This window comes from Thermogemmatispora sp. (genome assembly GCF_019683635.1).
Taxonomy (GTDB): Bacteria; Chloroflexota; Ktedonobacteria; order Ktedonobacterales; family Ktedonobacteraceae; genus Thermogemmatispora.
In genome coordinates this window covers 1-26487 of the sequence record NZ_JADGIA010000059.1, presented here as the reverse complement: position 1 = coordinate 26487, position 26487 = coordinate 1, and the positions used below count along the sequence as shown (strand labels likewise).

Annotated in this window: 24 protein-coding genes; 17 read left to right on the top strand and 7 right to left on the bottom strand. The window is 60.5% G+C overall.

Annotation, left to right across the window (positions count from 1 at the left end; translation table 11 throughout):
• Positions 1-83 (bottom strand): zinc-ribbon domain containing protein (locus IRZ31_RS21365; protein WP_363325652.1); only part of this gene is annotated, 83 nt, incomplete at its 3' end.
• A gap of 904 nt (positions 84-987) precedes the next feature.
• Here IRZ31_RS21365 and IRZ31_RS08945 point away from each other — a divergent pair.
• The gene (locus IRZ31_RS08945; RefSeq protein ID WP_297152587.1) at positions 988-2481 is read left to right on the top strand and encodes a hypothetical protein; all 1494 of its coding nucleotides are present in this window, start codon (positions 988-990) and stop codon (positions 2479-2481) included.
• Positions 2482-2917: 436 nt separating this feature from the next.
• The gene (locus tag IRZ31_RS08940) at positions 2918-5506 is read left to right on the top strand and encodes a DNA polymerase domain-containing protein (RefSeq protein WP_297152584.1); all 2589 of its coding nucleotides are present in this window, start codon (positions 2918-2920) and stop codon (positions 5504-5506) included.
• A 124-nt stretch (positions 5507-5630) separates the two neighbouring features.
• Here IRZ31_RS08940 and IRZ31_RS08935 read toward each other — a convergent pair whose 3' ends face one another.
• Entirely contained in the window at positions 5631-6839 is a 1209-nt protein-coding gene (locus IRZ31_RS08935; protein WP_297152582.1) for a helix-turn-helix transcriptional regulator, read from the bottom strand.
• Between the two features lie 224 nt (positions 6840-7063).
• Here IRZ31_RS08935 and IRZ31_RS08930 point away from each other — a divergent pair, with 224 nt between their 5' ends.
• The 6 genes from IRZ31_RS08930 to IRZ31_RS08905 all read left to right on the top strand — a co-directional run bounded on the left by IRZ31_RS08930 (position 7064) and on the right by IRZ31_RS08905 (position 12199).
• A complete protein-coding gene (locus tag IRZ31_RS08930; RefSeq protein ID WP_297152580.1) occupies positions 7064-7279 on the top strand; it encodes a hypothetical protein in 216 nt (71 codons plus the stop codon).
• Between the two features lie 475 nt (positions 7280-7754).
• Positions 7755-8369 carry a redoxin domain-containing protein gene (locus IRZ31_RS08925; protein WP_297152578.1) on the top strand — a complete coding sequence of 205 codons (615 nt, stop codon included), beginning with the start codon at positions 7755-7757 and terminating at the stop codon, positions 8367-8369.
• Positions 8370-8983: 614 nt separating this feature from the next.
• The gene (locus IRZ31_RS08920; protein ID WP_297152576.1) at positions 8984-9274 is read left to right on the top strand and encodes a hypothetical protein; all 291 of its coding nucleotides are present in this window, start codon (positions 8984-8986) and stop codon (positions 9272-9274) included.
• A gap of 81 nt (positions 9275-9355) precedes the next feature.
• Entirely contained in the window at positions 9356-9997 is a 642-nt protein-coding gene (locus tag IRZ31_RS08915) for a MauE/DoxX family redox-associated membrane protein (protein ID WP_297152574.1), read from the top strand.
• 177 nt (positions 9998-10174) lie between these two features.
• Positions 10175-10897, top strand: a complete 723-nt coding sequence (locus IRZ31_RS08910) for a dienelactone hydrolase family protein (RefSeq protein WP_297152572.1) — start codon at positions 10175-10177, stop codon at positions 10895-10897.
• Positions 10898-10981: 84 nt separating this feature from the next.
• Complete coding sequence (locus tag IRZ31_RS08905) at positions 10982-12199, top strand: acyl-CoA dehydrogenase family protein (RefSeq protein ID WP_112431242.1); 1218 nt, start codon at positions 10982-10984, stop codon at positions 12197-12199.
• 82 nt (positions 12200-12281) lie between these two features.
• Here the strand turns inward: IRZ31_RS08905 and IRZ31_RS08900 are convergent, their stop codons facing one another.
• Both IRZ31_RS08900 and IRZ31_RS08895 read right to left on the bottom strand, forming a co-directional pair.
• Positions 12282-13634 carry a hypothetical protein gene (locus tag IRZ31_RS08900; protein ID WP_297152568.1) on the bottom strand — a complete coding sequence of 451 codons (1353 nt, stop codon included), beginning with the start codon at positions 13632-13634 and terminating at the stop codon, positions 12282-12284.
• Between the two features lie 362 nt (positions 13635-13996).
• The gene (locus IRZ31_RS08895) at positions 13997-14794 is read right to left on the bottom strand and encodes an SDR family NAD(P)-dependent oxidoreductase (protein WP_297152566.1); all 798 of its coding nucleotides are present in this window, start codon (positions 14792-14794) and stop codon (positions 13997-13999) included.
• Between the two features lie 490 nt (positions 14795-15284).
• Between IRZ31_RS08895 and IRZ31_RS08890 the strand changes: the two genes are divergently transcribed.
• Both IRZ31_RS08890 and IRZ31_RS08885 read left to right on the top strand, forming a co-directional pair.
• On the top strand, positions 15285-15806 hold the full coding sequence (locus IRZ31_RS08890; protein ID WP_297152564.1) for a thiamine pyrophosphate-binding protein: 522 nt from the start codon (positions 15285-15287) through the stop codon (positions 15804-15806).
• An 86-nt stretch (positions 15807-15892) separates the two neighbouring features.
• Entirely contained in the window at positions 15893-16468 is a 576-nt protein-coding gene (locus IRZ31_RS08885) for a thiamine pyrophosphate-dependent enzyme (RefSeq protein WP_297152562.1), read from the top strand.
• A gap of 227 nt (positions 16469-16695) precedes the next feature.
• Here IRZ31_RS08885 and IRZ31_RS08880 read toward each other — a convergent pair whose 3' ends face one another.
• Positions 16696-19050, bottom strand: a complete 2355-nt coding sequence (locus tag IRZ31_RS08880) for a xanthine dehydrogenase family protein molybdopterin-binding subunit (RefSeq protein ID WP_297152560.1) — start codon at positions 19048-19050, stop codon at positions 16696-16698.
• A gap of 446 nt (positions 19051-19496) precedes the next feature.
• Between IRZ31_RS08880 and IRZ31_RS08875 the strand changes: the two genes are divergently transcribed.
• From IRZ31_RS08875 to IRZ31_RS08865, 3 genes are all read left to right on the top strand, one after another.
• Positions 19497-21023 carry a gluconokinase gene (locus IRZ31_RS08875; protein WP_297152559.1) on the top strand — a complete coding sequence of 509 codons (1527 nt, stop codon included), beginning with the start codon at positions 19497-19499 and terminating at the stop codon, positions 21021-21023.
• 45 nt (positions 21024-21068) lie between these two features.
• A complete protein-coding gene (locus tag IRZ31_RS08870) occupies positions 21069-21455 on the top strand; it encodes a DUF488 family protein (RefSeq protein WP_297152557.1) in 387 nt (128 codons plus the stop codon).
• Between the two features lie 498 nt (positions 21456-21953).
• A complete protein-coding gene (locus IRZ31_RS08865) occupies positions 21954-22151 on the top strand; it encodes a hypothetical protein (RefSeq protein ID WP_052890818.1) in 198 nt (65 codons plus the stop codon).
• 295 nt (positions 22152-22446) lie between these two features.
• Here the strand turns inward: IRZ31_RS08865 and IRZ31_RS08860 are convergent, their stop codons facing one another.
• Positions 22447-23190 (bottom strand): hypothetical protein, encoded by a 744-nt coding sequence (locus IRZ31_RS08860; RefSeq protein ID WP_297152552.1) that lies wholly within the window; start codon positions 23188-23190, stop codon positions 22447-22449.
• A gap of 456 nt (positions 23191-23646) precedes the next feature.
• Here IRZ31_RS08860 and IRZ31_RS08855 point away from each other — a divergent pair, with 456 nt between their 5' ends.
• Both IRZ31_RS08855 and IRZ31_RS08850 read left to right on the top strand, forming a co-directional pair.
• Positions 23647-24234 carry a hypothetical protein gene (locus tag IRZ31_RS08855; protein ID WP_297152550.1) on the top strand — a complete coding sequence of 196 codons (588 nt, stop codon included), beginning with the start codon at positions 23647-23649 and terminating at the stop codon, positions 24232-24234.
• Positions 24235-24412: 178 nt separating this feature from the next.
• Positions 24413-24901 (top strand): 8-oxo-dGTP diphosphatase, encoded by a 489-nt coding sequence (locus tag IRZ31_RS08850; RefSeq protein WP_363325651.1) that lies wholly within the window; start codon positions 24413-24415, stop codon positions 24899-24901.
• Positions 24902-25215: 314 nt separating this feature from the next.
• Here the strand turns inward: IRZ31_RS08850 and IRZ31_RS08845 are convergent, their stop codons facing one another.
• Positions 25216-25716: a hypothetical protein gene (locus IRZ31_RS08845; protein WP_297152546.1), complete on the bottom strand. Its 501-nt coding sequence runs from the start codon at positions 25714-25716 to the stop codon at positions 25216-25218.
• Between the two features lie 84 nt (positions 25717-25800).
• Here IRZ31_RS08845 and IRZ31_RS08840 point away from each other — a divergent pair, with 84 nt between their 5' ends.
• Positions 25801-25944: a hypothetical protein gene (locus tag IRZ31_RS08840; protein WP_297152545.1), complete on the top strand. Its 144-nt coding sequence runs from the start codon at positions 25801-25803 to the stop codon at positions 25942-25944.
• A gap of 276 nt (positions 25945-26220) precedes the next feature.
• On the top strand, positions 26221-26487 hold a 267-nt coding region (locus IRZ31_RS08835), incomplete at its 3' end, for a helix-turn-helix transcriptional regulator (RefSeq protein WP_297152543.1).

Sequence of the window (26487 nt, the reverse complement as noted above, 5' to 3'; positions counted from 1 at the left end):
GCCTGCTCGCCGGCAGAGAAGACAAAGTCCTGACCACAATCACGGCAGGTAAGAACACGATCCTGGTAATCCTCGTAAGACATCATGGGTAAAAAAACCTCTTCTGTACTCTGTGTTCGCTCCTCTGAACACACTGGGCTGAATGAACCGACTGTTACGGTCCGGCTGCAGTTATTATTCGCCTGGTTCCCGCCAGAAGGTCTGCCTGTGGTGATCTCTTATGGGGAAGTCCTGAGCGGCAGGTGAGGAGCACCTGAACTGCTACTGAAGGATTGTTAGATCCCCGATCACACTCACATTATACCACGCCCATCCTAAAATACAATCAGCCAGGGCGTTAACTTTTCGTGAATTTCGAGGTTGGCCTGGTGGGACTCAGGCGCACAAGGCCAGCCTCGCCTGGACGGACTTGTTTCCCCTGGATGGATGGGAAAACAGGTTTCCTCCCCTGCCTTGCTCTCGATCAAGCGACCGTTTGTATACGCGCCGGCGGTCGATCCGATTCTCCGTCCTCCCCTACCGCTGCCATCTGGCCCGACATCTGCTGGCCTGCGCCCCTGCGCTTGCGCTGCCAAAGAACGGCTTTCTTTACACGTTCAAGTTGCAGTTCCTTTACAGGAAATTTTTCCCTGGTACTGCTTTCCTGAAAAAATGAGGGGCGAGGTTAAGATTTCTCAACTCTGTACCGGTACTTTTTTATTAGCTTCGGATTGATAGATGCACATAGATCATATCACCTGCTCTATGCTTGTATAGGGCTAGCTGAACAGGAACCAGACTGTGTCGTAGTGCTCTCTGCCGACTCGGGGTGTGGTTGTGGAAAGGAGGGAGGCAAGTGGTTAGACAGGAGGGCGGCAGGGTGCGCTGCAGAGAAGGTTCTCGTTGCTCTTACCTTTTGTGTATTTACCTACCAGGTGTCCCTATGACACTGGCGATATCCGCTGAGGGGCGGCATCATCCTGTGGAAAGGAAAGGTAACCAGCTACTATGTCCCGGAAGCAAGCACCGTTATCGATGTACGAGGGATCACGGAGAGCACGTCGCCGCTGGCCGATTCTGGTGGGGGTAAGCATCCCCTTGCTCCTGCTGCTGATTGCTGCAGGGGTTGTGGTGCTGCCACACCTGACCTCGCGGGCGGCTGACGACAATACCGATTGTTCGCTCATCGTGCCGCCTAATCCGCTGAGCGCCCAGGGGCTGGCGACGCCCTACCAACTGGTTGCCACCAATCCCGCCAATGGGCCATGTCATGAGGCCAACCCGGCGCAGGCGGCCTTTGTCCAGGGGGCCATTGTGGACCCCCGTACTGGTCAGATCTCTATCTATAATCCTCTGGTTGTCGACCAGGGCACGCAGCCGGCGATCCAGCCGACCCCGCCCAAGCTGCCACAGGGAGCAGTGGTTGCGCTCTGGTTCGGCTTCAATGGCGACAATCTGACCCTGGTTGATAACAATGGCAGCCTGAGACAGGGACGCTGCGTCAACGGAGTCAACGGCAGTATCTTTGGCCAGTTTGCTTACTGCAACGCCCCGGCCTTCTTCGCCGCTGCCAATTATGCGATCCGCAGTGGGCGACTGAAGGTTCCTCCGATTGGTACGGCCAAAGACGGCCAGCCTTGCCCGACGACGCGCGATTTCAGCCTGGTCGACCAGGATCAGAGTGACAATGTGGTGACTGAGTATTTGGTGACCGCTGATGGGCGTATCGCTCAGATGACCGCTGCCAACGTTACGGCCCTGCAGGGAGCGCAGGTGCAAACCAACGGCAGCGATGAGCGGCTGCTAGCGATCGGCCTCGATAGCGCTCTCGGTTGCACCCCCTGGATGGCACCCGATCTGGCTGATCCTGGCCATACGGTTGCTGCTTTGCCGCTCAACGAGCTGCAGGCGGCCCTCTATCAGAAACAACCTGTGGCTTTGGTGCCCGCCGGCGATCCGATGGTGCTTAACAACGGCCAGCTCGATCTGCGCAAGCTCAATGCCTATCGCGTTGGGGTGGATCAGGCTCCTGTGGGTTCGCTCAATCAGGCCAGCACGGCTACCTACTGTCAGAATCTGGTCAATGTGGCGCCGGCGCGCCTGAAACTGGACCAGCAGTTTACCCAGGCCAGTCCTTCGCCTGATGCGGGAGCGGCCAATTCGCTCTTCACCTTCCTGGCCCAGCGCTTTGTGACCACCTATCAGGAGCTGAATTGTCAGGCGCTGATTAACCTGCCCGACCCGATTACGGTGACGACCGATGCCAATGGCGTGGCGGTGGATGCGACCATTAATGTCCCCAATGGGGGCGGCAATGGTGGAGGCAACGGTAATGGCAATGGCCAGGGAACGACCGTGAATTGCTCGGTCAATGGTCGCGTCATTCAGGGCTGCTCTGGCACGGTGACGATTAATGGTGCTCCGTGTACGTTGACACTGGATCAGGCCAATCATCAGGTAGTGATCCAGTGTACGCGCCGGGGCACGGTCCAGCCGCAGTAGAGCCAGGCTGTGCTGTGGCTCAAAGCAGATTTCGCCAGCCATAGTGGCAGACCGCCTTTGGGGGTGGAGGTCAGGCCAGCAGCTCAGCGAAGTAGATAGCCGGCGCTGGTGGCCTTGGGCTGTAACGTCAGCAGATTTCTTACTCCTTTCACTGGTTTCTCGGCGGTCTGCCTCCCTCTCCACTGCCGGAGTAGAAGTTTACTCACACCTGCTGTGAGCCTTCTGCTCCGGCTACCCTGTCCTTCCCCTCTCTTCTCTCGCCGGTATCTCGCCTGGCCTCTCTCAGGCTTGCTCCTCTCAAGCGAGCTATCTGTCAACGGTTTGACAAAACGTTTGGCTCTCTTGCGCGCTGACGCCTGGACGTGTTAAGCTTAGAACAAAAGTTAAAGGCTTTGTACTGGACTCTCGCCAGCTAGCGGTGAGAGGAGCAATGGCTATGGCTCCTGCTGAGAGTGCTGTCGGCAATAGTCCGGCGGCCTCGCTCTGCTCGCAAGAGCAAGAAGATGCCTACCTCTTTGGCTGGAATCCAACGCCGGGCATCGTTTCGGTCTGGGCGAATCGCCAGGGTGAGGCCGTGGTCTGGCGTCGCGAGGGCGAGCGCGTCCACTGCTCGCATGAGCGTTTCTGGCCGTGGGTGCTGGCGACCTCTCTGGAGGACCTGACCGCTGTGGGAGGGCGTCTGTGCCGGGTCGCAGTTCTACCTCCACCGCCGTCAGAGGCGTCACCAGGGCTGATCTACTATCGCGAGCTGGATGGGCCGGAGGGAACGTATCGTTTCCTGCTGTTCTGCGCCGATCTGAGCCGTCTGGAGCGCATGCTGCTTCGAGGTGCGGCGCGTCGTCTGGGGCGACGGCTGGCGTCGCTTGCTGAGCTGGAGGATTACTACGCGGTCGGGCCGGTGGAGCAGTATTTGATGCAGACAGGCCAGGTCTATTTTCGTGACCTGGCCTATGAACATCTCCATCGCTTGCAGGTTGATTTGGAGACCACGGCGCTTGATCCCCATCGAGGGCGCATTTTCCTGGCGGCAGTACGCGATAGTCGCGGCCTGGCGATAACGCTAGAGGCGCCGCGTGAGGAGGATGAGCCGCGCCTGATTCGCGATCTGTGCGACTTGATCTGCCAGCGCGATCCTGATGTGATTGAGAATCATAATCTGTTTGGCTTTGATCTGCCGTTCTTAGAGGAGCGAGCGCGTGCGCTGGGAGTGCCTCTGATGCTTGGACGCCAGGGCGCGCCGGAGGCGACGCGCCGGCTACATCGCTATCAGGAGACGCTGGCGATCGGGCCGGAGGCCCGTCGGCGCCTGCGCTATAGTGTAGCGGGCCGTGAGCTGGTTGATACGCTCGATGCCGTGCGTCGCCATGATTTTGTGGTGCGTGATATGCCGAGCTATGCCTTGAAAGATGTGGCGCGCTATTTCGGTATCGCCTCGGCAGAGCGCACCTACATTGCGGGGATGGATATTGTAGAGACCTATCGGCGTGATCCTGAGCGGGTGCGTCGCTATGCGTTGGATGATGTGGAGGAGGTGGATGGCCTGTCGCGTCGTCTGCTGGGGGCCCCTTTCGCCTTGGCGAGTATGGCGCCACGCCGCTACGAGCGCCTGGTCTCGGCGGGGCCGGCGATGGGCGTGCTGGAGCCAATTCTGGTGCGCAGCTACCTACGCGCCGGGGCGGCACTGCCGCGCCCTTCAGAGCAGGAGGCCGGGAGTGATGGCCTGTACGAGGGGGGAGCGGTGCATCTCTTTGCCACAGGTGTGGCTGAGCATGTGGTCAAGGCGGATGTGGCTTCGCTCTATCCTTCGCTGATGCGCACCTTTGCTATCGGTCCGCGCTGCGATCGCCTGGGGGTGCTTTTGAGTATCCTGGGGCGTCTGACGGATCTACGCTTGCAGCATAAGGAGGCGGCCCGTCAGGCTCCGCCAGGCTCGATCGAGGCCAATCATCATGCCGCGACTCAGGCGGCGATGAAGATTCTGATCAATGCGGCCTACGGCTATATGGGTGCAGGCAAGATGGCGCTCTTCGCCGATGCCCAGGCCGCAGCTGAGGTAACGCGCCGTGGGCGGGCGATTCTGGATCAGGTGGTGCAGGCACTGCGAAGGCGCGGGCTGGCTTTGATTGAGGCCGATACCGATGGCGTCTATTTCGCGGTTCCGCCCGAGTGGAGTGAGGAACAAGAGCGGGCCCTGGTGGCTGAGATCGGGGCAGGCTTGCCGTCTGGCATTCGCCTGGAGTATGAGGGACGCTATCGGGCGATGTTCAGCCATGAGGTGAAGAATTATGCCCTGCTGACCTACGATGGCCGCTTGATCGTCCACGGGGTGGCTCTCCGCTCTAGCCGCGCGGAGCCGTTCGGCGAGCGCTTCTTGCGGCGTGCTCTGCTGGCGACGATGCTGGGGAAGGTCCATGAGGTGCGGGCCGCCTATCTGGAGACAGTCGAGGCGCTGCGCGCGCGGGCGCTGCCGGCGGCAGATGTGGCGACCCAGGTGCGCTTGACGAAGACGCCCGAGACGTATTTTGCCTCGCGTCAGTCTCATCAGGAGCCGGCCTATGAGGCGCTGATCAGGGCAGGCCGGCGCCATTGGTTCCCGGGCGAGCGCGTGCGCTTCTACCGGACCGCTGAGAAGCAGTATGTGTGGCTGCCCGACGAGAACACGGAGGAGGTGCCCGCTGATCAGGAATGGCTGGCGCTGGCGCCGACCTCAGCTGAGGGGGAGACGCCGCTGACGACGATGGAGCGCGTGCGCCAGAGCAGTAAGGAGCTGGCTGAGCGCCGCGACTACGACGTCGAATACTATATCCGCTTGCTGACCAGCTCCTACGCCGCGCGCCTGCGTAAGGCTTTTGCACCCGAGGATTTCGAGGCGCTCTTTCGCGAGGATCGTCAGCTCTCGCTGTTCGCCGAGACGCAGCCGCTGGAGCAGATCCATCCGCGCTGGATTCGCTGTCAGCTGCCGCGGCCTGACCAGGAGAGAGCCGAGGAGGCTGGTGAAACAGAGCAAGAAACAGACGGCACCTAGCCCAGGCTGGTGCTGTCCTGGCCTGGCGGCGGGAAGGGTTCGCTCCTGACAGAGCCCGCCTGCGGCTCCGTCCTGTTCGGGCTGGCTTGCCAACAAGCTAGCAGACGAGTCGGTCTATACTGGCCTACTGGGGCGTCTGGCTGCGGTCTTGCTCTAGATGCTCCAGCAGCTCCTGACGGAAGGCGCGCACGATGGCCAGGTCGCCGTAGCCGGCGCGCTCAATCTCGCTCAGCAGCTCATAGCCTTTGGCGAGACGGTGGGGCGATTGCCAGCCGGTGACGGCCTGCAGGAAAGCCCGGCCTTCTTCTAGGCTGGCTTCAACCTCGCGCATTCGCAGGAGGGCCTGGGCCCGGTAAAGATGGAGACGGTAATCAAGCCAGAGGTTCCTGTCAAGCGAGATTTGTCGGCGTAGTTCTTCGTATCTCTCCAGCACTTTCTGCGGCTGATTGGTGTAAAGATAGCCGCGACAGCGCAGGAGGAAGATGCCGCTGAGTTTGTGAAAGACGAAGTCGGTCCCGTCGCCGTAGGCACTTTTGAGAGGCTCGGCCAGGGAGATGGCCTGCTCGATGGTGCGCTCAAAGCGCGGCGCGTCCCCAGCGATGGCGTACATCTGACTGAGGTAGGCACTGGTGAAGGCTGCCAGAGGTTTGCTGGTCTTGAGGGCAAGGTCGCGCGCCTCCTCCAGTGCATTGATAGCCTCGCTGTGGCGCCCGATGCGCTTAAGCTCTACGCCCAGTTTTTGCAGGGCATGGGCCGTCAGCACCGGGTCCTCGGCCTGCCGCGCAGCAGTAAGCATCTCTTCAAAGCTGCTGCGGGCGCGATCGTAGCGACGATGCTCGTAGTGCATGAGTCCAACGAGGCTGTAGTACTGGATGACTAGCTTCTGCAGACGACGCTCTAGACGCAGGGGCGGGGGCAGCTCGCTGCGACTGGCCGCCAGAAATCCCTCAAGGCGCTGGACCTGCTGCTCTATTTCGGGAAGGGGTGCCAGGCGCCTCATGGCCAGTGCCTGGCTGAGCAGAGCCTCAGCTAGAGACAAGCTCTCTTCGAAGAGACGGTTTTTGGTGGGGAGGGAGGCCTGGGGATTGAAGGGGTCGTAAGAGGAAAGCCCAAATTCCCACGGAGGGATCTCCAGTAGCTCGCAGAGACGACGAAGAGTGTTCGGGTCGGCAATGCGCTTCTTGCCATATTCAATGGCCTGAACATAGCGCCAGTCGACGCCCACTCCTCCACGAGCCCGCGGCCAGCGCTCCGCCAGCTCTTGCTGGGTGAGGCCGCGTCGCTCACGATAGTGCCTGATGGTTTTGCCGTAATGGTAGCCACCCGCGCTCATGCCGGTCTCCTTTCTTCTCTTCTGCTCGCTTGACTCGACAGCAGGTTCGTGGTTCCCCAGGGCCTCCTCCGTACTAACTAGTCTGTTTGTATGCAAAGATGTAAAGGGATTCTATGCTTCTGAATAGAAGCCATCGCATGCTCCGATGAGGATTGTAGCATAGTTGGCGATGATAGGAAAGTTACGCTTTTTGTGGGGTATCTTGTGTAACAGGAGGCAAAAGGATGTATGAGAGCGAGATCGCACGGCTAAGAAAGCGCCTGGAGGACGAGTATGAGGCCGCTCGCTGGGGCCTGACGGGACTGGCAGCAGGTGCTGCTCAGCATCGGTTTATTACGGCTCGCATTCGCAATATGGAGCGCTGTCATAAGCGCCTGGCCCGCCTGGTTGGCGAGGAGCGTGCGACTGCCATCGCTCTGGAGGTTTGGCGCACCAGATAGCTGACGCAGCGATGCCTCTCCAAGCCATGCCCTCCTTGTCCTTTTCTCTCTTTCTGGTATTTCATGACCATTGCCAGCACTGGTGACAATCGGCAAACTGAGGGGATCACCTGCTTTCCCCGGCTCACCATAGGTGCACACGACAGGCCAAATGCTATCGGTGATCCCCATCTGCTTCCTCCCTGCTTTCCCTCTCCCTCCGATCAGCCCTTCCTCGCCAGGGTCTTTCTTGCCGCACTGGCCTCCTGCGGGCCAGGGGAGCTGGCAAGAGGAGAGCACGCATCATTGTCAGATTTCTTCAAACGTTGTGACTTGACATAGAAGTTTTTTGATACTATCCTCTGAGCAGGATGAGTAATACTATTGATGTGATTATTATTAATATGCAATGATATAAACCGGGCAATCAATCTTTATATCTATCACTGCCGGACTGAGAGGCACGGCGAGATGGCTCCAGGAGGAGGGCCAGATAATGACAGGCTTATGGCTTCTTGTCTTCCTTGTGCAGTGGCTCCTCTTAATCGTGCTCTACTGCATCGTCTTTGCCATCCTGCGTTATCTAGCCTCCCTCCAGAGTCGTTTAGGACAGGCGAGCGTGCGCGTGACCCGTTTCGAGGCTGGCGACAAAGTCAGCGATTTTACGCTGACCGATGTGGCTGGTCAAGCAACCTCTCTAGGGCAATTTCTCCAGCGTGGGCGCAAGGTCCTCTTACTGTTACTCTCAGCCTCCTGCACTACCTGCCGGGCCATTGTGGCTCAGCTCGATGAGCTGGCCAGCCGTCCTGGGGGGGTGCCGGCGCTGGGGTGGATGGTTGTCGCTGTGATTTATGGCCAGCCGGCTGAGGTGCGGCTGATGGCTGAGACGTTGCGAGAGCGCGAAGGCATAGCGGTACTCGTTGATAGTGAGGCCCTGGTGGCGCGGAGCTATCTGGTAGCCTCCATTCCCATTGGTCTGGCATTAGATGAGAATGGGCGCGTGCTGGATCAGTCGCGCAATCCTGGGCCGAACTGGCTTTACTTGACCCTGCACGTTGCTCCGCCTGATCACTCGCTCCTCCCACGCATTCCCATAGCGCAGATCCAGTGAGCGAGCGGTGAGAGAGATGAGATCAGGCGAAAGGAGGCGGTGGCATGTCTGAAGAGCGGCAAGTGCCTCGCGAAAGTCAACGGCTCAATGACCGCCTGATCGAGGAGCTGATGAGGCAATCACGGCGGGGCTTTTTAGGGGGACTGTCTCGCCTTGGGCTTCTACTTCTGGGCGCGCTCCTTGGTCTTGAGCTTGAACTGCTGCGACCGGCATCCGCCGCCGTGGCGCTGGCCTATGCTCAGCCCGGCGCGGTAACGCCAGATCTCGGCTGCCCTGAATGTACAGGTATCTGTGACCCGTGCTTCTCCGCCTGTTGCTGCCCTTGCGATACGGGCTGTGTCTGTAGCTGTCTGGCGGGTTGCGACGCCTGCATTCCAGCCGCTTTTCGCTCGCATCTTCTCTGGATTCTTGGCTATATTCCGAACTGTGTGTGCGAGGCCTGCTAGACGGAGACGCTGTCACACTACACGCCTCTCTTCAAAAACAGAAGGCTAGTGGTGAACACCAAGCGCACAGGCCCCGTCGCGTGGCCTAGCTAACCCTGTGGCTGAGCCAGTTGGCAGGCCGCAGGCTGGTGAGGCTCGCGAGCGAGCTATGTGAAAGGAGAAGGCCGTATGTCCAATCAGCAACAGCCCGAGTCGCAGAGACCAGGACCAACCGCCTATCTTGCGCGCGGCTACGATCTCTTTCGTGGTCTGGAAGGGAAACCGATCATTGGCAGCACCCCTAATCAGCGTTATCTGGGGCGCATTGTGCTTGAGGTTTGGGAGCCGCTCCGAGCAGGCAAGCATCCCGAGGAGATGGCCTATATCATTAGTCCGGCCCGCGGAGTCTCCAGCGACGAGCTGTTGCTTCGCGCAGCGCGGGCCATGAATACAGAGCTGGAGCGCCGTCGCAAGAAGTAAGGGAGAGCCTCCAGGCCTCCTGTCTCCCGACCGCCCTCGCCGCGGACGCTCCTGGTCAGATGAACAGCGATGAGCCAGGGGATGAGCACGGTGCTGGTGATTGCTGAGCTTCGTCTCTTTTGGCGCCTAGTCATTGGGACCCTGCTCCTACTGACCGGCACCCAGAAGTTGAAAGATCTGTCTGCCTTTCGCGAAGGCCTCCGGGCCTATCAGATACTGCCTGTCTGGCTGGAGACGCAGAAGTCCTTGCTAGGGCTGCTGGCGCTCACCATCGCTCTGGTGGAATGCAGCCTGGCTCTGCTCTTGCTCGCGGGCGCCTGGAGCAGGCCAGCAGCCTGCGGCGCCGCTGGTCTGCTGCTGCTCTTCAGTCTTGCTATGGCGCTCAATCTCTTCCGTGGACGTCGTGATCTTAGCTGCCATTGTGGCGGCCCTCTAGGAGATCGGCCTCTTTCCTGGTCAGCAATCGTACGCAATTTGTTCCTGATACTTTGTCTTCTCTTCTTGTGTCTCACGCCTGCTGATCCCTTTAGCCTGGATAGACTCCTAACAGGCAAGGCCCTGGCAGATGGCCTGCTCTGGCGAGACGGCGCTCTTCCCATCGCTCTCCTGGCACTCAGCCTGGTCATCATTGGCAGCCTGGTTAGCACCGCACGGACCGCGCTCAAGCGACTGCGCTGGTCTACTTGGCCGCCTGACGAACGCAGCAGCCGTCTATCACGCTAGCGGGAAGCCCTCTGGCCTCACTGGCGGCTGGCGGCCTGATCTGACTTTCTCCTGCTCTTCTTCCCCCCTACTGCTTAGAACAAGCAAGCATTGTCATCGGGCTTGAAGCCGGTCGGCAGAAAGAAGCTATAATTTGAGCAGGCAAAGAACTATGCGGCCATACAAAGGAGACCCCAGATGGCTCAACCTGTGACGCAGATGGTCACATTTCCCTCCGAAGGGCGACAGCTCGCCGCCTTTCTGGCGCTGCCTGGCGGTAGCGGCCAGGGAGAGGGACCGTATCCCGGCGTAGTGGTCATCCACGAGATCTATGGTCTCAACGACAACATCAAAGACATCGCCCTGCGTCTGGCTGCTGAGGGCTATGCGGCTCTGGCCGTCGACCTCTTCTCAGCAGGAAACCGCACCGTCTGCATGTTCCGTATGATGAGCGGCCTCATCCTCAATTCGCTCAATCATCGCGGAGTGCGTGACCTGCGGCATGCCCTTGATTTCCTGGCGCAGCAGCCGGCGGTCGACGGTCAGCGGCTCGGAGCTATTGGCTTCTGCATGGGTGGTAGTCTGGCCATCGCCTGGGCCTGTACCGACAGCCGCCTGCGAGCGATTGCCCCCTTCTACGGCATGAATCCGCGCCCCCTGGAAGCCGTCAGGCGCGCCTGTCCAGTGGTTGGCTCCTATCCTGAGCAGGATTTCACTGCGGCGGCTGGTCGCAAGCTCGACGAGGTCCTCGATCGCTACCAGATCCCGCACGATATCAAGATCTATCCAGGAGCCAAACACTCCTTCTTCAATGATCGTGGTTCCAACTATCACCCCGTCGCTGCGCAGGACTCCTGGCAGCGCGTACTGAGCTTCTTCCGCGAGCATGTCCTGGCGCCTCGTTCCCAGGCGCTCCAGTGAGCGAGCCGAACAGGAACGAGGCGTCTGCCTGCGCATTGAATTGCTAGGTGTGTTTCCGTCCCCCAACAAGGAGAGCAAGAAGCAATGGATTTCACCTATTCGGAGAGAGTCAACGAGCTGCGACAGCGTCTCCTTGACTTCATGGAGCGCTATATTTATCCCAATCAGGAGACCTACCGACAGCAGATTGCGGCCTCGGGTAATCCTCATCACCACGCCGAGATCGTCGATGAACTCAAGCAAAAAGCCAAAGCTGAGGGCCTCTGGAACCTCTTCATGACCGATCCGCGCTACGGGCCGGGCCTGAGTAACCTGGAATATGCTCCGCTGGCGGAGATCATGGGACGCGTCAGTTGGGCCTCGGAGGTCTTCAACTGCGCGGCGCCCGATACTGGCAACATGGAGATTCTAGCCGAATTCGGCACGCCGGAACAGAAAGAGCAATGGCTCAAACCGTTGCTAGAGGGTGAGATTCGCTCGGCCTTCGCCATGACCGAGCCGGATGTGGCCAGCTCGGACGCTACGAATATCCAATTGACCATTGAGCGTCAGGGAGACGAGTATGTCCTCAATGGGCGCAAATGGTGGATCTCGGGGGCGGCGCGCCCGCGCTGCAAAATCTTCATCGTCATGGGTAAGACCGATCCTCATCACCCCGACCGTCACCGCCAGCAGAGCATGATTCTCGTGCCGCGCGACACGCCAGGCGTCACCATTGTGCGCAGCTTGCCGGTGATGGGCTATCTCGATAACGAGAGTCACTGCGAGGTCCGCTTTGAGAATGTACGCGTACCAGCGAGCAACCTGCTTGGCGAGGAGGGCAGCGGCTTCGCCATCGCCCAGGCGCGCCTGGGGCCGGGCCGCATCCATCATTGCATGCGAGCCATTGGAGCGGCCCAGTATGCCCTGGAACTGATGTGCCGCCGGGCCCAGGCGCGGGTTGCCTTTGGCAAGCCGCTGGCGGAGCAGGGGGTCATTCAGGAATGGATTGCTCAGTCGCACCTGGAGATTGAGCAGGCGCGCCTGCTGACGCTCAAGGCCGCCTGGATGATGGATACCCTGGGCAAGAAAGCGGCGCAGAAAGAGATCGCCATGATCAAGATTGTCGCGCCCACTGTCATGACCAACGTTGTAAATCGGGCAATTCAGGTTTTTGGTGCTGCGGGCCTCTGCGATGACTTCCCGCTGGCCTCGATGTGGGCCCACGGGCGTACCCTGCACATTGTCGACGGCCCTGATGAAGTACACAAGCGCTCGCTGGCGCGTCTGCTCCTGCGGGAACAGCGCCTTCCGCAGGCCTAGCCGAGCTGGCTGGAGAGAGCTACGGCCAAGGTTTGCACCCGTGCCCGTACCGAGCGAACTGAGGCTGGCGCCTTCGCCGGTCTCAGCTCGCCTGGCCCCTTTGGCGGGCGGTGCTGGTGCTGGCAGCGGAGATCGAGGCGGCGCTGGTCAGGCCGACACTGAGCAGGTCCTGTAGCTCATTCCAGGCGTAGGCCAGGGGGGCCTGGCGATAGCCCGGCTCGCCTCGTCCCACCTGGATGCTGAGGCTACCAATGGTAGCCTTCCAGGTGCGCCGCCCCGTCCGGCGCACAAGCTGCCTGTGGGCGGCATATTTGAGATAGTGACGGGCCAGCCGGCGCACGCTGCGGGCCTTGAGCAGGCGCCGATCGACATGTCTGCCGGCTCGCTTCAGCTGCAGCGCCTGACGATTGATGGCCACGACCAGCTCATCCAGGGTGAAAGAGGAACGCCCTTCCTTGATGCGCTGGACGAGGAAGCCGCTGGCGAGCTGGGTGCAGGTAAAGTGTGCGCTCAATAGCCAGGCGCGGCGGATGTGCTCGTGCAGCTCGCGCTGTGGGAGCTGTGGAGCGCGCTCGATGCTTGGGGCCAGGCTAACAAAGACGCGCTTGCGGCGTCGCACGGTCATAAAATCATACATGATAGCAATAGGCACCACGCGAGTTTCGGGCGGCCCCCCGCGCAGGAGACGATGGGGGGCTGCGGTAATGGGGCCAACACGGCCATCAGGTGAGAGCTGACCTTCCGGCGCTCCCCAGAGCGAACCGCCGCGGGCAAGCCAGGCTGAAAGCACGGTAAGCTGCTGCCTCAGTTCTTCCAGCACCCGATTCTTGACGCGTAGATAGACCTCTGGCTGGAAGATTTCGGCTCCGCTCAGACGGCGTAGAATGGTTCGATAATGCCAGGAAAGGAGCCGCGATAAGGGGGCGGCGGCCAGACGCTGCGCCTGCTCGCCAGCGCTGTGCGCCCACTGCTGCAAGAAGGCCGGGCTGAGAATCTCGCCCGCCGGGCGGTCTCCTTCGCTCTGAAGGGCGTTGCGCAGCCAAAGCTCGATTGGACGCAGGTGAATGTTTTCGATCGGACGCAGACCGATGAAGCGCAGGAGGCCCCCCAGCGACAGCAGCCCCAGCAGGCGCGAGAGCCAGCCTGGTTCTGGAACGACGCGGCTGAGAAAGCGTGGCGCGAAGGCGTCGCTGCGGATGGCAAAGAGCACATCGCGGGTGACGGCCCGCCAGCTCCAGCGTGCCAGGATGGTGGGGACCTCGATCATCGGGTCGACGTCGCGTTTGTGGGCCATTGCAAAGTAGACAGGCCCACGTGCAGGTAGGTGCTCCAGGCCGTGAAATTCAATCTTGTGAAAGAGCCGGACGCCTATCCAGAGGATGCCTGCGATCAGAACCCGGCTGCAGGCGGCAAGCACTGCTGCAAGATGTCTCATGATGACTCCTTGCTTCACCAGCTAGCTGGCGGAGTTGGATGATGTCGCAGGATGGGTTGGTTGTTTGGCTGTGCGTGTGCTGTGGTGGTTAACTGCAAGGCGCCGGGCGGGGTGCCTGCAGAGATCAGGCATTTGCGCGCTTTCAGGCGCTTCTTCTTTCAGGATAGCCGATGCAGACGAACAGCGTCAACCTTGGCCACAGGTGCGCTGCTGCTTATGACGCAGCGTAGGGCAATACAAAAGGCTGCCGGCGCCCTGTGGAAACGACCTCGCCAGCAGGGGGGTAGGGATGACCAGGGCCTGGAAGGGCAGGTATCACCAGGGCTGGGGCCGCTGGTGCCTGCCCGGGGCGCTGGTGTCTATCAGGACATGACGCCGCCGCCGTCGATGTTGATGGCCTGTCCGTTGATGCCCTTGCTGCTATCCAGGGCCAGAAAGACGGCAATGGCGGCCACTTCCTCTGGCTCGATGAGGCGGTTCTGCGGGCTGCTGCGCGCCAGACTCTGACGGGCCTGCTCCTCGCTCATGCCTGTATGGGCCATGATGTTGCTGACGCTGGCATCTGTCATAGGCGTGTTGACGTAGCTGGGGCAGATGGCGTTGACCGTGATGTTGTAGGGCAGCAGCTCAACGGCGAGGGCGCGAGTCAGGCCAAGGACGCCGTGCTTGGAGGCCGTGTAAGCGGCGATGTAGCGCCCGCCAACGCGTGAGGCGATGGAGGCGATGTTGATGATGCGCCCGTAGCGCTGCTCGACGAGCGTTGGCACAAAGGCTTTGCAGACGTAGTAGACCCCGGTCAGGTTCACTGCCAGCAATCGATGCCAGAGTTCGTCGGGGTGGTTGAGGAATTTGTGACTGCCGGCAATGCCGGCGTTGTTAACCAGGATATGGACGCCGCCCAGACCTGTGCGCAGCTCGTTGGCCATACGCTCGACCTGGGCCGGGTCGGTCACGTCGCAGCTCGTAAAGACGCAGCGCCGACCTTGGGCCTCAATCTGGGTTGCGAGCTGTTCAAGCTCGCTGCTGCTGCGCGCGCAGATGCCCACATCGGCCCCGGCCTCGGCCAGGGCCAGGGCAATGGCGCGCCCGATGCCTTTGCTGGCTCCTGTGACAACGGCTCGCTTGCCGGCCAGTGGAAGGTGCTGCAGTAACTCAGTCATCGTTGGCTGATCCTCTCCTGTCCAATGAGTAGTCGTTGTGACATGCCTCGGTGAGGCAGGCACTGTGGACTGACTGGCTAGGGCTGGCTCGGCTCGTTGGTATGCCACGCTGACTCATCAGAGTGGGGAACCGAACCGAGCCGAACGAAAGCGCGGGGAGCCGCCTGCGCTGCGCGTCGTGCGGGCTGGCTGGATGAGCTTGAGGAGAGAAGGCCCTGTCAGCCAGTTCCTCCTCTGAGGCGGCGCTCGCGGTTACTCCTCTTGCAGTATGCCACAGGGAACGCTGCTTTTCCAGTTGGCGCCTGGCTCTGTTGGGGCACCGTGCCGCCTGGCGGGTCATTCGCCGATGTTCTATACTAGCCAGAGAGAAAGCGAGAGTTGAAAGCTGGTGCCTCTCTCTGCTCTTGATGCATGCATGTATTGCGTATTGGATACAGCTTAGAGACTCTTGGCTCACTCAGGCTTCGCTGTGAGAGAGGAGGACGGTAAGATGCCAGTCTCTTTGGAGGGGGCGCGCCGCATCTACGAGGCCCTCAAGGCTTGTAATATCAGGCTAGTCTCGGCTTTGCCTGAGACCTGGCTCGTTCCCTTGCTGCGTCTGGTAGAGGCGGATCAGGAGATGCGCCTTGTGCAGGTGGCCAGAGAGGAGGAGTCGATCGGCATTGCGGCAGGGGCCTACTTTGCTGGCCTGCCCTCGATTCATGTGATGCAGAACCACGGCTTCCTGGCGGCCATTAATCCGCTGGTCTCGCTGGCTATGCTGTATAAGATCCCTGTGCTGCTGCTGATCAGCTATCGTGGCTCCTGGGGCGAAAGGGACCCCTGGCAGACACAGGGGGGGCTGCTCACAGAGCCAGTGCTGCGAGCGTTGACGATCCCCTACTACTGCCTGCGCCGTGAAGATGATCTGACCCGACGTCTCAAGGAGGCCCAGGCGCTGGCTCTCTCGGCCCTGCATCCGGTGGCGGTCCTGTTAACCCGTGAAGTGCTCTGGGAAGATGAGGAGCCGTAGCCAGTGGCCCTCTGCTGATGCTGTGCTTCAGTCAAGCATGTGGATGCTTTTCAATTCAGATGACGAGCGGAAGGGGAGCAAACAGCATGTTGCGTGCGGACGCCCTGCGGGAGATTTATCCCGAGCTAGAACGGCGTATTGTGGTCACGATTATGGGTGCGGTCGCCGCCGAGCTTTATGCTCTTGGCCATCGACCCAACTTTTTCTATCTGGAGCACTCGATGGGATTGGCCTCGTCCTTGGGCCTGGGTCTGGCGCTCGCCCTGCCGGGGCAGCAGGTGATTGTTCTCGATGGCGATGGCTCGCTGCTGATGAATCTTGGCACCCTCACGACGCTGGCTCGCTATCGGCCCCCGAATTTGCTCCATGTTGTCTTTGACAATGGCAGCCTGGTCTCGGTGGGGGGCTTCCCCACGGCGACCGCCAGCGGCACTGATCTGGCAGAGATGGCCCGGGCGGCTGGCATGCCGCGCGTGCTGGAAGCGGAGACGCTTGCCCAGTTCCGCACGGCGGTGACGCAGGCCCTGGCCCGTCCGGCGATGACAACCCTGGTGGCCAAAGTGGAGGCGAGCGCTCCGGCCTCCTATCGGCTCGATCTGGATTTATTGGAAAACCGTTTTCAGTTCAAGCGCTATCTCGACTCGCTGCGCTCTTCCTCCTGACTGACCGAGCGCGGCTATTCGGGGTTCCAGGCCACGCTCTTTCTTGCTGGCTTGTGGACGTTGTGGACGGTAGGGGCTACGCTTGTCGTTGCACGCTTCTGCTGTCTGCCTCACCAGCCACAGCCCCTAAAAAGGGGCGTGCCCTCGCCTGGCTGCTCAGTAGCCTTTCTGATCGCGCGTGGGCACGCCCAGGTAGGTCCTTGGGCTGCGCTGGGCCAGGGTCCGGCTCAGGATGACGAGCGGGCCGTCTGCAGAGCGCGCCAGACCTTTTCTGGCGTTAGCGGCATGTCTATCTCCTTAATGCCGAGGGGGGCCAGGGCATCGAGGACAGCATTCACAATGGCCGGCGGGGCGCCGATCGTGCCCGATTCACCGATGCCCTTGGCTCCGAGCGGGTTATTCGGCGAAGGCGACTCCACAAAATCAGTGGTAAAGGAAGGAACCATAGCCGCCAGCGGCAGGGCATAATCCTGGAGAGTTCCGCTAATGAGCTGGCCATGCTCATCGTAGAGTACCTGCTCATAGAGAGCCTGGCCGATGCCCTGGGCCAGGCCGCCGTGTAGCTGGCCCTCAGCCAGTGTATGGTTGAGAATGCGGCCCGCATCGTCGACAGCCACGTAGCTCAGCGGGTGCACCTCGCCGGTCTCGGTGTCGATCTCGACGACCGCCATATGAGCACCGAACGAGAAGGTGGGGCCGGAAACGAAGTCACGGCGGGCTGCCAGACCTGTGATCGGCTGATCGGTAAGCGGGTCGGGGGGTTCTGGCTCAAGCAGGGCGGGCTGCTCCTCGGCCAGGCGCGCCAGCTCACCCAGGGTTAGGGAGCGGGTTGGCGCCCCCTGGACCATCACGCGTCCGTCCTGGAGCACTAGATCGGCGGGGGCGGCTTCCAGCGCGTGCGAGGCCAGGCGCAGGACCTTCTCGCGCACGGCCTGGGCAGCCAGTAGCACTACTGAGCCGCCCATCTGGGTCACGCGACTGGCAAAGGTTCCGATGCTGAAAGCTGGCAGTCGGCTATCGTTCAGGTGCACCTCGACGTGTTCGGGCGCTACCTGTAGAACCTCGGCAGCGATCTGCGTGAAAGCTGTCACGTGGCCCTGGCCGGTGGAGGAGACGCCGCTTTCGACGACAACGGTGCCGTCGGGCCGAATGCGCACGGTAGCCGCCTCACGCGGCTGGGTTCCTTCATCGCCAGAGATCTCGGTAAAGGTCGCCAGTCCGATACCGAGCAGGCGCGGATCGCCAGAGGCGCGGCGCTGGCGCTGCCGGGCCCGCCAGCCCTCGTAGTCGGCCAGCTCCAGCAGACGGTCAAAGGCAGCCTGGTAGTTGCCGCTATCGTAGCGCTGGCCGGTAACGGTCTCGTAGGGGAAGGATGCGGGCGGGATCATGTTGCGCCGCCGCACCTCGACGGGATCAAGGCCCAGCTCGGCAGCGATGCGGTCGATGACGCGCTCGATGATATAGGTTGCCTCTGGGCGGCCAGCGCCGCGGTAAGCCATCGTCGGCACCTTGTTGGTGAAGACACCGACGACGGTGCTCTCGACGGCCTCCACCTGGTAGGCGCCGCAGACGAGGCGTGGGGTGCGAATCGGAACAAGGGCCGTGATGCCGAGGAGAAAGGCCCCCAGATCAGCAATGTTGCGTAGGCGCAAGGCCAGCAGCCGCCCATCGTCTTGATAGGCTGCCTCCACGTAGTTGATTTGGCCACGCCCGTGGGTCTGAGCCTGCAGATTCTCGCGCCGTGTTTCAATCCATTTCACTGGACGGCCCAGGCGGTGAGCAAGGGCTGCGCAAACCAGTTCTTCGCCGCCGAGGCGTGTTTTGGCGCCGAAGCCGCCGCCACTCATGGCGTTGTGCACATGAACATGGCGGTGATCCAGACCCAGGGCTTCCGCCAGGACCTGGTGGGCCTGATAAACCGCTTGCGAGGAGAGCCAGGCGCTCAGCTGGCCCGTCTCTGGATCGTAGTCAAAGAGACAGGCGCGGTTCTCAAGCGAAGAGGGGGCCAGACGCTGGTTCTCCAGGCGCAGACGTGTGACATGGCTGGCACGGGCAAAGGCCTCCTCGACGTTGCCGGCCTTCAGCGGCATCTCGAAGGCTACGTTGCTGCCAAACTCTGGGTACAGTAATGGGGCATTGGGGGCCAGAGCGGCCTCGGGGTCGCTGACCGCCGGCAACGGCTCGTAGTCGACCTCGACCAGGTCAAGGGCATCGGTGGCAATGGCCAGGCTCTCAGCGACGATGACTGCTACTGGCTCTCCAACGTAGCGTACTCTGTCCTTGGCCAGTGGCTGCTTCTCCGGGCGCTTGACGCCAGGCACAGGTACGGCGAAGATCGGCGGCAGCTCTGTCAGATCGGCGGCGCTGAAAGCCGCTACCACGCCCGGCAGACTGCGCGCTTCGTCGAGGCGGATGCCCTCGATGGTGGCATGGGCATAGGGACTGCGTACGAAAACCGCGTGCAGTATGGACGGGCGTCCATTCAGCCTGATGTCATCCACAAAGCGTGCACGCCCGGTGATCAGGTCGTAGTCCTCTACGCGGCGTCGGATTTCTGCCGGCTGCTTCATGGTCGTACTCATGCAAATGATCCTTCTGCGTGATGTTTCTCTGGCCAGAGGTGGAATCCATCCAGGGGCTGTAGTCTATTATAAGATATCTATTCGGTCTCTCCTTAGCAGCCATCTGACTAACTGGGTACCGCTCTCTGCTCACTCAGCTCTCCGGCGCGCTGTCTGCTGCCGTCCGCTGCGTACAGGGTACTGCATCTTGAAACGTATGATATGATCGAACTGATTCACGGGAAGAACAGGAATCCTGACTAATCTTTTCTTTCAGCCTCTGCAACGTGTCAGTAGAGGGGACGGCTACTGTGGTGGCGCCACCACAGGGGGCCGAGAGGGAGAGAGCAGTCTTTTGTCCTTCCAGCCTCCTGCCTGCTGCACGAAGCAGAGGCAAGAAATGATTTTTTCTTGTAAAAAGAGGTATTCAGAAAAGAAAGTAGAGCAAGAAAAGGAGCGTAGGAAGCGTGAAAGGTGCCAGATCGAGAGATACGCTGGCCGAGCCGACAGTGCTGGCCATCGATGTGGGGACCTCTTCGGTGCGAGCCATGCTTGTTGATGCGCGGGGCGAGGCGGTACCGGGGACACTGACGCAGTATCGTTATCAGCTCAGCACTTCAGCCGAAGGGGAGGCCACGATCGATGGTGATAGGCTTGTTGAGCTGGTTGCCAGGACGATCGATGGGGTACTAGAGGCTGCGGGAGTGATTGCCCAGACCATTGCCGCGGTAGCAACCGATACCTTCTGGCACAGCCTGATCGCTGTTGATGCCCAGGGGCAGCCTTTGTTGCCGCTCATCACCTGGGAGGACACGCGTGCGCATGCGGCGGCGGCTGAGCTGCGCGCTTTGCTTGACGAGCGGGCTATTCACCGTCGCACGGGGGCTCCGCTGCAAAACAGCTATTGGCCGGCCCGGCTGCGCTGGCTGGCGCGGACGCGTCCTGCGCTCCTGCAGGAAAGTGCCCAGTGGCTTTCCTTTGGCGAGTTTCTCCATCGGCGCTTGTTAGGACACTCGGTCTGCAGCCTCTCGATGGCCTCGGGAACGGGGCTGCTGAATCTGCGGAGCCTCAGCTGGGATGAGGACCTGCTGCAGGCCCTGGCGGTTCGTCGCGAGCAGTTTCCGGCGCTCGGTGATCTGCGCAACGCCTTGCAGGGACTGCGTCCTCTCTATGCTCAGCGCTGGCCGCTGCTGAAAGATGTGCTCTGGTTTCCTGCTGTTGGTGATGGGGCGGCGGCGAATGTCGGTTCGGGCTGTGTGGTGAGTGCGCGCTATGCGCTGACTATTGGTACCTCCAGCGCGCTGCGGGTGACCGTGCCGGCGGACAGCGTTGAGCCGCTGCCTGGTCTCTGGCTCTATTTGCTGGATGCGCGCCGGGCCTTGCTAGGGGGGGCGCTGAGCGAGGGCGGTAACCTGTTGTCCTGGTTGACAGAGCTGCTACGTCTGCCGCCGCTGGACGAAGTGGAGCCGCTGGTCTCGGCTGTGCCGCCTGATAGCCACGGTCTGACCATCCTGCCGTTTCTGGCGGGCGAGCGCAGTCCTGGCTGGCATGCCGATGCTCGCATGACCATCTCGGGTCTGCATCTGAAGCTGCGTCCTGTAGATCTTCTGCGGGCGGCGATGGAGGCCCTGGCCTACCGCCTGGCCGTTGTCTACAAGCGCCTCGATACTCAGCCGCAGCTGCGCGAGGGAGGAACGCAAATCATTGGCAGTGGGGGCGCGCTCTTGCGCTCGCCGACGCTGCAGCAGATCATTGCTGATGTACTGGGTGAACCTCTCTATCCCTTGCGCGTTCGTGAGGCTGCCGTGCGTGGGGTCGCTCTGCTGGCTTTAGAATCGCTGGGACTCCTCCCAGACGTGGCTCAGATCCCGCCGCCTCTGGCGGCCCCTGTACAGCCCGATCGCGCACGCGGTGAGCGCTATCGCCAGGCTCTTGCACGCCAGCAGCAGCTCTACAATCTCCTTCTGGCCAGCGATAGCCAGACCTCACCCTGACACGATCCTGACCCTGGCTTGATGAGAGGAAAGGAGTGCACAGCCATGTCTGGAGAGGCGCCGCTTATTCGGCTCAAGCGCGTCTACGAGGAGGCAATGGAGAGCGATGGAACACGGGTACTGGTCGAGCGGCTCTGGCCGCGTGGCCTCTCTCGGGAGCGGGCGCGGATCGATCTCTGGCTTAAAGATGTGGCTCCCAGTGATGAGCTGCGCCGCTGGTTTGCTCATGATCCCCAGAAATTTCCCGAGTTTCGTCGGCGTTATGAGCAGGAGCTGCGCGACCAGGAGGCGGCACGTGCCGCGCTGGCCCATCTTCTGGAGCTGGCCCGGCGCGGGCCGCTGACCCTTGTCTACTCGGCGCGAGATAGGGAGCATAACAATGCGGTGGTCCTGCGCGATCTCTTGGAGCGCAGCGCAGGTACCCCGAGCTGAGTTGTACTCTAGGCGAATTCCGGCAGCCGGCTAATTGCAGATCCCTGGCCTGATTCGACGCAGCAGCCAGTCAAGAGCACAGCAGTGCTGCAATTCACCAGGGAACGAGAGGGTGATTGCTGGCTTCTTGGGCTGTGCTCCTCCTCCACCTCTGCTGTCCTGCTACCAGTGCTACCAGTGTAAGACTTTTGTTTTGTGCTCTTCCTCGGCTGGGTGGCGGCTCACGTCCATACACGTCCATAATAGTAGGCGCTCCTTTCCTGCTGTGCCCTCTAAGGGGAAGTGCTCTCTCCCTTCATGCGCTGCGCCAGAGAGTCTGCTCCTTTGAGGATGAGCACGAGCGCGGTGGCGGCGTCCTTTTCAGAGAGAGGTAGTACTGTTATCCCTCTGGCCAGTTAAATGTTGGATTCTGGGATTTCTCTCGGTAGACTCACGAGTGGCGCCAGAGAGAATGTGGTTGATGCACTGGTGAAGCAACAGCACGAAAGGGAGAAAATTATGAAAATCCAGCAATTCAAGTACCTCCACTGCTCAGAGGATCATGAAGAAGGCATTATTCTGGTTGATCCAGAGACCGAGTCCATTCCGGTCACGGATGAGCGTGGAAATGTACTCTATTATTGCATGGGAGGGCAGCACGTATTTTCTTCCGATATGAATGGGCTGATCATGCAGAGCCTCCTGGATGACGAGTAAGTCGCAAGTTTGCCGATCTAGCGATAGAGCAAGCACAGAGAAAGCCCGTCTCTCACCCATCATAGACGCCACACCACACCCACTTCTGGCCACACAGCCGACGCGCAGGGCTGAGCGCCCGCCCTGCGCGTCTCTTTCTTTCCCTGTGGCGCTTCCAATGTCTAGAGCTGCCTGGTTGGGCCGTCAGTGCAGCGGAATTGATGAGGTGAAGGAGCCTGAACGGCACGGTGCAGCGCCAGAGAGCGATGGGCGGTGATGGTGAGAACGAGTGCAGTGGCAGGCACGCTGGCACTGCCTAATCGATGCTCAACAGCCAGCGCAGACGCTCGCGGTTGCGACGCAGACGGTCGATCAGATTGTGGTTGAGACGATAGATTTCCTTGATATCGCTAAACTCATCGGCGCAGCGCAGTACGATCTCGCGGGGTTTCAGGCCGCAATAGTAGAGCAAGTAGGCGAGGCGCCGCTCGCGCTCGTGAGGGAGCAGGCTCTGGATCGATTCCCAGGTATACTCTCTTTCTTCGTCGCCAAGTTCCTCCTCTTCGTTGAGTAGGACTGAGGTCTCCGGTTGAGGTAAGGCGATCTCCTGCCGGCGTTGATAACTGCGCAGCATGTCGATGATGACGCCGTGGAGCGTGGCGTGCAAGTAGCTGAGCACGGCCTTTAGGCTGGGAAACTCGGGGGGATGTTCCTGTACTGCCTGCCAGAAACGGCTGAAGGTCAAGGCGACATAGTTTTCTTCAGAATCATGCTGCAGTGCCTGGCTCATACCTGGGTGGGTGCGCAGCCAAAGGCGAACGGTCTCGCTCAGACATTGCTGTAGCAAGGTCCAGGCCTGGTCGGTCTGCTGCTCAACTGCACGGCGAAATAGCTCCAGGCAATAGCCTTCATCCGCTGATTCGTGCCGGCGCGAGCGCTGCAGTTCCAGGGTGCAGTAGTTGGCCAGCACGGTGAGGTTGAGTTCGCTTAGCGTTTCTTCCATGTTTGTTGTCCCCCCGCTGTTCTCGCTCAGCTGCCCTACAGTACGATGCATTTTCATAACCAGCAGTCTCTGCTTAGCCGGTTCTGTTGAGTGGGAGGGCGTACCGGTAACAAAGATCTGCATCTATAGATCTTCTGACAGGAGACCCATTTCAGAAATACAATAACTCATCAATTACAAGCGTAATAGCGCTCACCCCAGATCTGAAGAAGAATAGAACGAAGCGGCGACCCCGGCTCTGCTCTGGTATTTGCCAAGTTAACGACAGAACTTTCTTCGAGAATAACCGAATGTGCAAGAGCTTGTCAAGCGAGGACTGTCTGCAGGAAATAACGCTTTTCTCCTCTGCTGACGCTCTGGGAGAACCGGGCCTGGGAAAACTATTGTACTTTAGCAGTATTTTATGAGAAAATCGTATTATGGTTGGCAGTGTGAGGCGCTCCCCTGCCTTGGCCTTGGGAGCGCCCGTCTGGTTCTCTGAGTCTAAGGAAGGAAAGAAGGGTGGAAAGAGAGATGCGACGGTGGAGCTTGTGCCTGGTGCTTCTCTGGTGGGCGACGAGCCTTGTGCTCTTGAGCGGTTGTGGCAGTGCTGCGTTGCCTGCCCTGCGTGGATCAGGGGGAGGGGCTTCTCCGACGGTGGAGTCGGGCGTGAGGCCGAAGATTGTGGCCTCTGCGCCTGTTGGGGGAGAGGAGCCTACGCCGACCGCGGCTCCGATCTCAGCTCCTCTGGCTTCTCCCACGGCGACGGTGGCGCCGACGAGGCCGGTGCAGGCTTCGATTGTCAGTGTGGCTTTGAGCTTTTATGCTGCTATCCAGGCTCAGGACTACGCTCGGGCCTATAGTTACCTGGCCAGTGATGTTACCATTAATCCCACGGGTGATCGTCCTCAGCCCCTGACCAGGGATCACTTTGTTCAGACGGCGCGCTCGCTTGATGAGACGATGGGTAAGGTCACGGCTTTTTCGGCTGAGGTCGATGCCAATAGTCCTACGATTATTATCATGACGATTTCTCGCAGCAATCTCGCGGCCTATCACTCGCATTTGGTTTTCAAGGATCTGGGCGGGAGTTGGAAGATTGCCTCACTTGATAGAATTTAAGCCGGGGCGGCGCCGCTGCTGGTGTTCAGGCCCGGCCAGCCGCGGTGGTATGGGAGATGAAGGGGCTGACTGAGTCTCTGCTCTCCGCTCAGTTGATAAGGGAGAGAAGGGGCAAGCTGGCCGGCTGACTGTCTGATGGAGGTGCTGCTCAGATTCTGCCTAGTAAAGGAGCTAGCTGATCTTGTTTCGACCGGTTTTGGCAACGCTCGGCTATATTCTGTCGCCGGATCGCCAGCAGGTGCTGATGATTCAGCGCAACAAGCGTCCTGATGATCTGCATTTTGGCAAGTACAATGGCCTCGGCGGACGGCTGGAGCCGCATGAGGACGTTGTGAGCGGTATGCGGCGTGAGATCCGAGAGGAGTCAGGTCTGGAGGCGGAGGAGCTGGTCTTGCGGGGGACGATCTCCTGGCCAGGTTTTGGCAAGAACGGTGAGGATTGGTTTGGCTTTATTTTCCGCATTGAGCGCTGGTCTGGGCAGCCGCATGCTGGCAACCATGAGGGGACGCTGGTGTGGGTGCCGTTGGCCGAGCTGGAGAGGCTGCCGCTCTGGCCTGGCGATCGCTACTTCCTGTCGATGGTTTTCGACGATGATCCGCGGGCTTTTCATGGTTGCATGCCTTATCAGAATGGTCAGCCGCAGGGCTGGTCGTATGTGCGTGTTTAGGCGAGGATGGTCGTTTGTCGGCGGCTCGGGCGGCTCGGCCTGAAGGGGGACATATTGTCTGTCAGCCCAGTATGGCGGAGCGCTAGGGAGCCAGCTAAGACCAACAGAAGGCTGCTCACCTTCCCCATCGGTCCGGCGGGGCCGAACGCGAGGTGAGCAGCCTTCTGCCTCGGGTCGTCGGGGGAGAAGGGAGAAGTATCTGCTCGGCGTGGTTGGGAAGTTTCTCCGTCCTCGCCGGTATGTTCTCTTCTCTCCCCGAGGAGGGCCAGCAGATTGGGCTGGCGTCGCTACGGACGTGTGAGTTGGTGGGCCTCTCAGGCGACCGTGCTTGAGGCCGGCGCCGGGGCCGCTTTGAGTATATAGCCAGTCTCTAAGATAGAGACGATGTTAATGCCGAAGGTGCGTAGCTTGATACGCACGCGCGAAAGCACGTTGCGGATAGGGCGTGTGGCCTGTTCCCAGGTGCCGTCTTCGAGGGACTTGAGCAGGTTGGCGCGGCAGCGCTCAATGGTGCGCTCGTTGACCTCGCCGTGGTAGAAGTGGGCGAAGAGCACCTCGTACGGACAGTAGTAAGGGTAGGAGTCTAGCAGCGGGCGAAGGACGTTCATCTCATTGTTGGTGAACTGCTGCTGAAGCACCAGCGCTGGTTGTTTGTCGAGATAGGTGAGGCAGGAGAGGGTGCCGAAGGCCGTATTGAGGGCGAGAACATACCCTTCTGGGAGCACGCCATGCAGCGTGTAGTGCTTGATGTGCTCGCGATCGTGGACAAGTTTACGTGCGACGCGGGCCTCTTCTCGGCAAGCGATCATTTGCATGGCGATTCTCCTTGTTCGTTGCTGCATATGACTGGACAGTACTCCCTGACCGGTAGACGCGCGGATCGGGGCGTTGCGCCGCGGATGCGACGCGGCGATGGCGATCCCTCGCGCTTGTGGCTGGCCAACTACTGGGCCACGGCTGGTGGCCATGATTACGGGTACAATCCGCTCCTGCTCCTGCTGCCTGGCGAGCTGCTGGCTGCGCCAGAATGCATGAGCGAGTGAGCACATAACAGGTAAAAGAAGAAGAGCACGCAGGGGGCGAGGTCAATGGTAGGGTCCCTGGGGTGAGACGCGCCGTGGTCCTGCGGCGGGTGGCATTGGCCTCACCTGGCGGAGGGTGCCCCGTCCCTGAAAGGGCGCCTCCGTTTCCCTACGTGTTCTTTACTTTATTATGCCGAGCGACCATGTACATCGGAAAGTACTTATGTTATCATTTCCCTAGACATCTTTATCATTTCGAGGGGTTCTCTTCTTTTGGGCGTCGGGGGAGGCTTGCCCATGAGCAGCAACCGATCGGTGGAGGAGCCACCGCGGCCCCGCGTGCGTCTCGTGGAGGCTCGTATGAGCCGTGGCTGGTCGCAACAGGAGGTGGCTGAGCGACTGGGGACGACGCATGTCAATGTGAGCCGTTGGGAGCGCGGGGTAACGAAGCCCAATCCATATTTCCGGCGCAAGTTGTGCCGGCTGTTCGGGTTAACGGAGGAGGAGCTGGATCTGGCGCCCGCTGGGCCTGAGACGCCAGGGCGGGGGGCGCAGGTAGGGGAT

Bases quoted from the DNA above. Each gene is read 5' to 3' on its own strand.
- IRZ31_RS08945 (WP_297152587.1), top strand. From the start codon at position 988: ATGTCCCGGAAGCAAGCACCGTTATCGATGTACGAGGGATCACGGAGA.
- IRZ31_RS08940 (WP_297152584.1), top strand. From the start codon at position 2,918: ATGGCTCCTGCTGAGAGTGCTGTCGGCAATAGTCCGGCGGCCTCGCTC.
- IRZ31_RS08935 (WP_297152582.1), bottom strand. From the start codon at position 6,839: ATGAGCGCGGGTGGCTACCATTACGGCAAAACCATCAGGCACTATCGT.
- IRZ31_RS08930 (WP_297152580.1), top strand. From the start codon at position 7,064: ATGTATGAGAGCGAGATCGCACGGCTAAGAAAGCGCCTGGAGGACGAG.
- IRZ31_RS08925 (WP_297152578.1), top strand. From the start codon at position 7,755: ATGACAGGCTTATGGCTTCTTGTCTTCCTTGTGCAGTGGCTCCTCTTA.
- IRZ31_RS08920 (WP_297152576.1), top strand. From the start codon at position 8,984: ATGTCCAATCAGCAACAGCCCGAGTCGCAGAGACCAGGACCAACCGCC.
- IRZ31_RS08915 (WP_297152574.1), top strand. From the start codon at position 9,356: ATGAGCACGGTGCTGGTGATTGCTGAGCTTCGTCTCTTTTGGCGCCTA.
- IRZ31_RS08910 (WP_297152572.1), top strand. From the start codon at position 10,175: ATGGCTCAACCTGTGACGCAGATGGTCACATTTCCCTCCGAAGGGCGA.
- IRZ31_RS08905 (WP_112431242.1), top strand. From the start codon at position 10,982: ATGGATTTCACCTATTCGGAGAGAGTCAACGAGCTGCGACAGCGTCTC.
- IRZ31_RS08900 (WP_297152568.1), bottom strand. From the start codon at position 13,634: ATGAGACATCTTGCAGCAGTGCTTGCCGCCTGCAGCCGGGTTCTGATC.
- IRZ31_RS08895 (WP_297152566.1), bottom strand. From the start codon at position 14,794: ATGACTGAGTTACTGCAGCACCTTCCACTGGCCGGCAAGCGAGCCGTT.
- IRZ31_RS08890 (WP_297152564.1), top strand. From the start codon at position 15,285: ATGCCAGTCTCTTTGGAGGGGGCGCGCCGCATCTACGAGGCCCTCAAG.
- IRZ31_RS08885 (WP_297152562.1), top strand. From the start codon at position 15,893: ATGTTGCGTGCGGACGCCCTGCGGGAGATTTATCCCGAGCTAGAACGG.
- IRZ31_RS08880 (WP_297152560.1), bottom strand. From the start codon at position 19,050: ATGAGTACGACCATGAAGCAGCCGGCAGAAATCCGACGCCGCGTAGAG.
- IRZ31_RS08870 (WP_297152557.1), top strand. From the start codon at position 21,069: ATGTCTGGAGAGGCGCCGCTTATTCGGCTCAAGCGCGTCTACGAGGAG.
- IRZ31_RS08865 (WP_052890818.1), top strand. From the start codon at position 21,954: ATGAAAATCCAGCAATTCAAGTACCTCCACTGCTCAGAGGATCATGAA.
- IRZ31_RS08860 (WP_297152552.1), bottom strand. From the start codon at position 23,190: ATGAAAATGCATCGTACTGTAGGGCAGCTGAGCGAGAACAGCGGGGGG.
- IRZ31_RS08855 (WP_297152550.1), top strand. From the start codon at position 23,647: ATGCGACGGTGGAGCTTGTGCCTGGTGCTTCTCTGGTGGGCGACGAGC.
- IRZ31_RS08845 (WP_297152546.1), bottom strand. From the start codon at position 25,716: ATGCAAATGATCGCTTGCCGAGAAGAGGCCCGCGTCGCACGTAAACTT.
- IRZ31_RS08840 (WP_297152545.1), top strand. From the start codon at position 25,801: ATGCGACGCGGCGATGGCGATCCCTCGCGCTTGTGGCTGGCCAACTAC.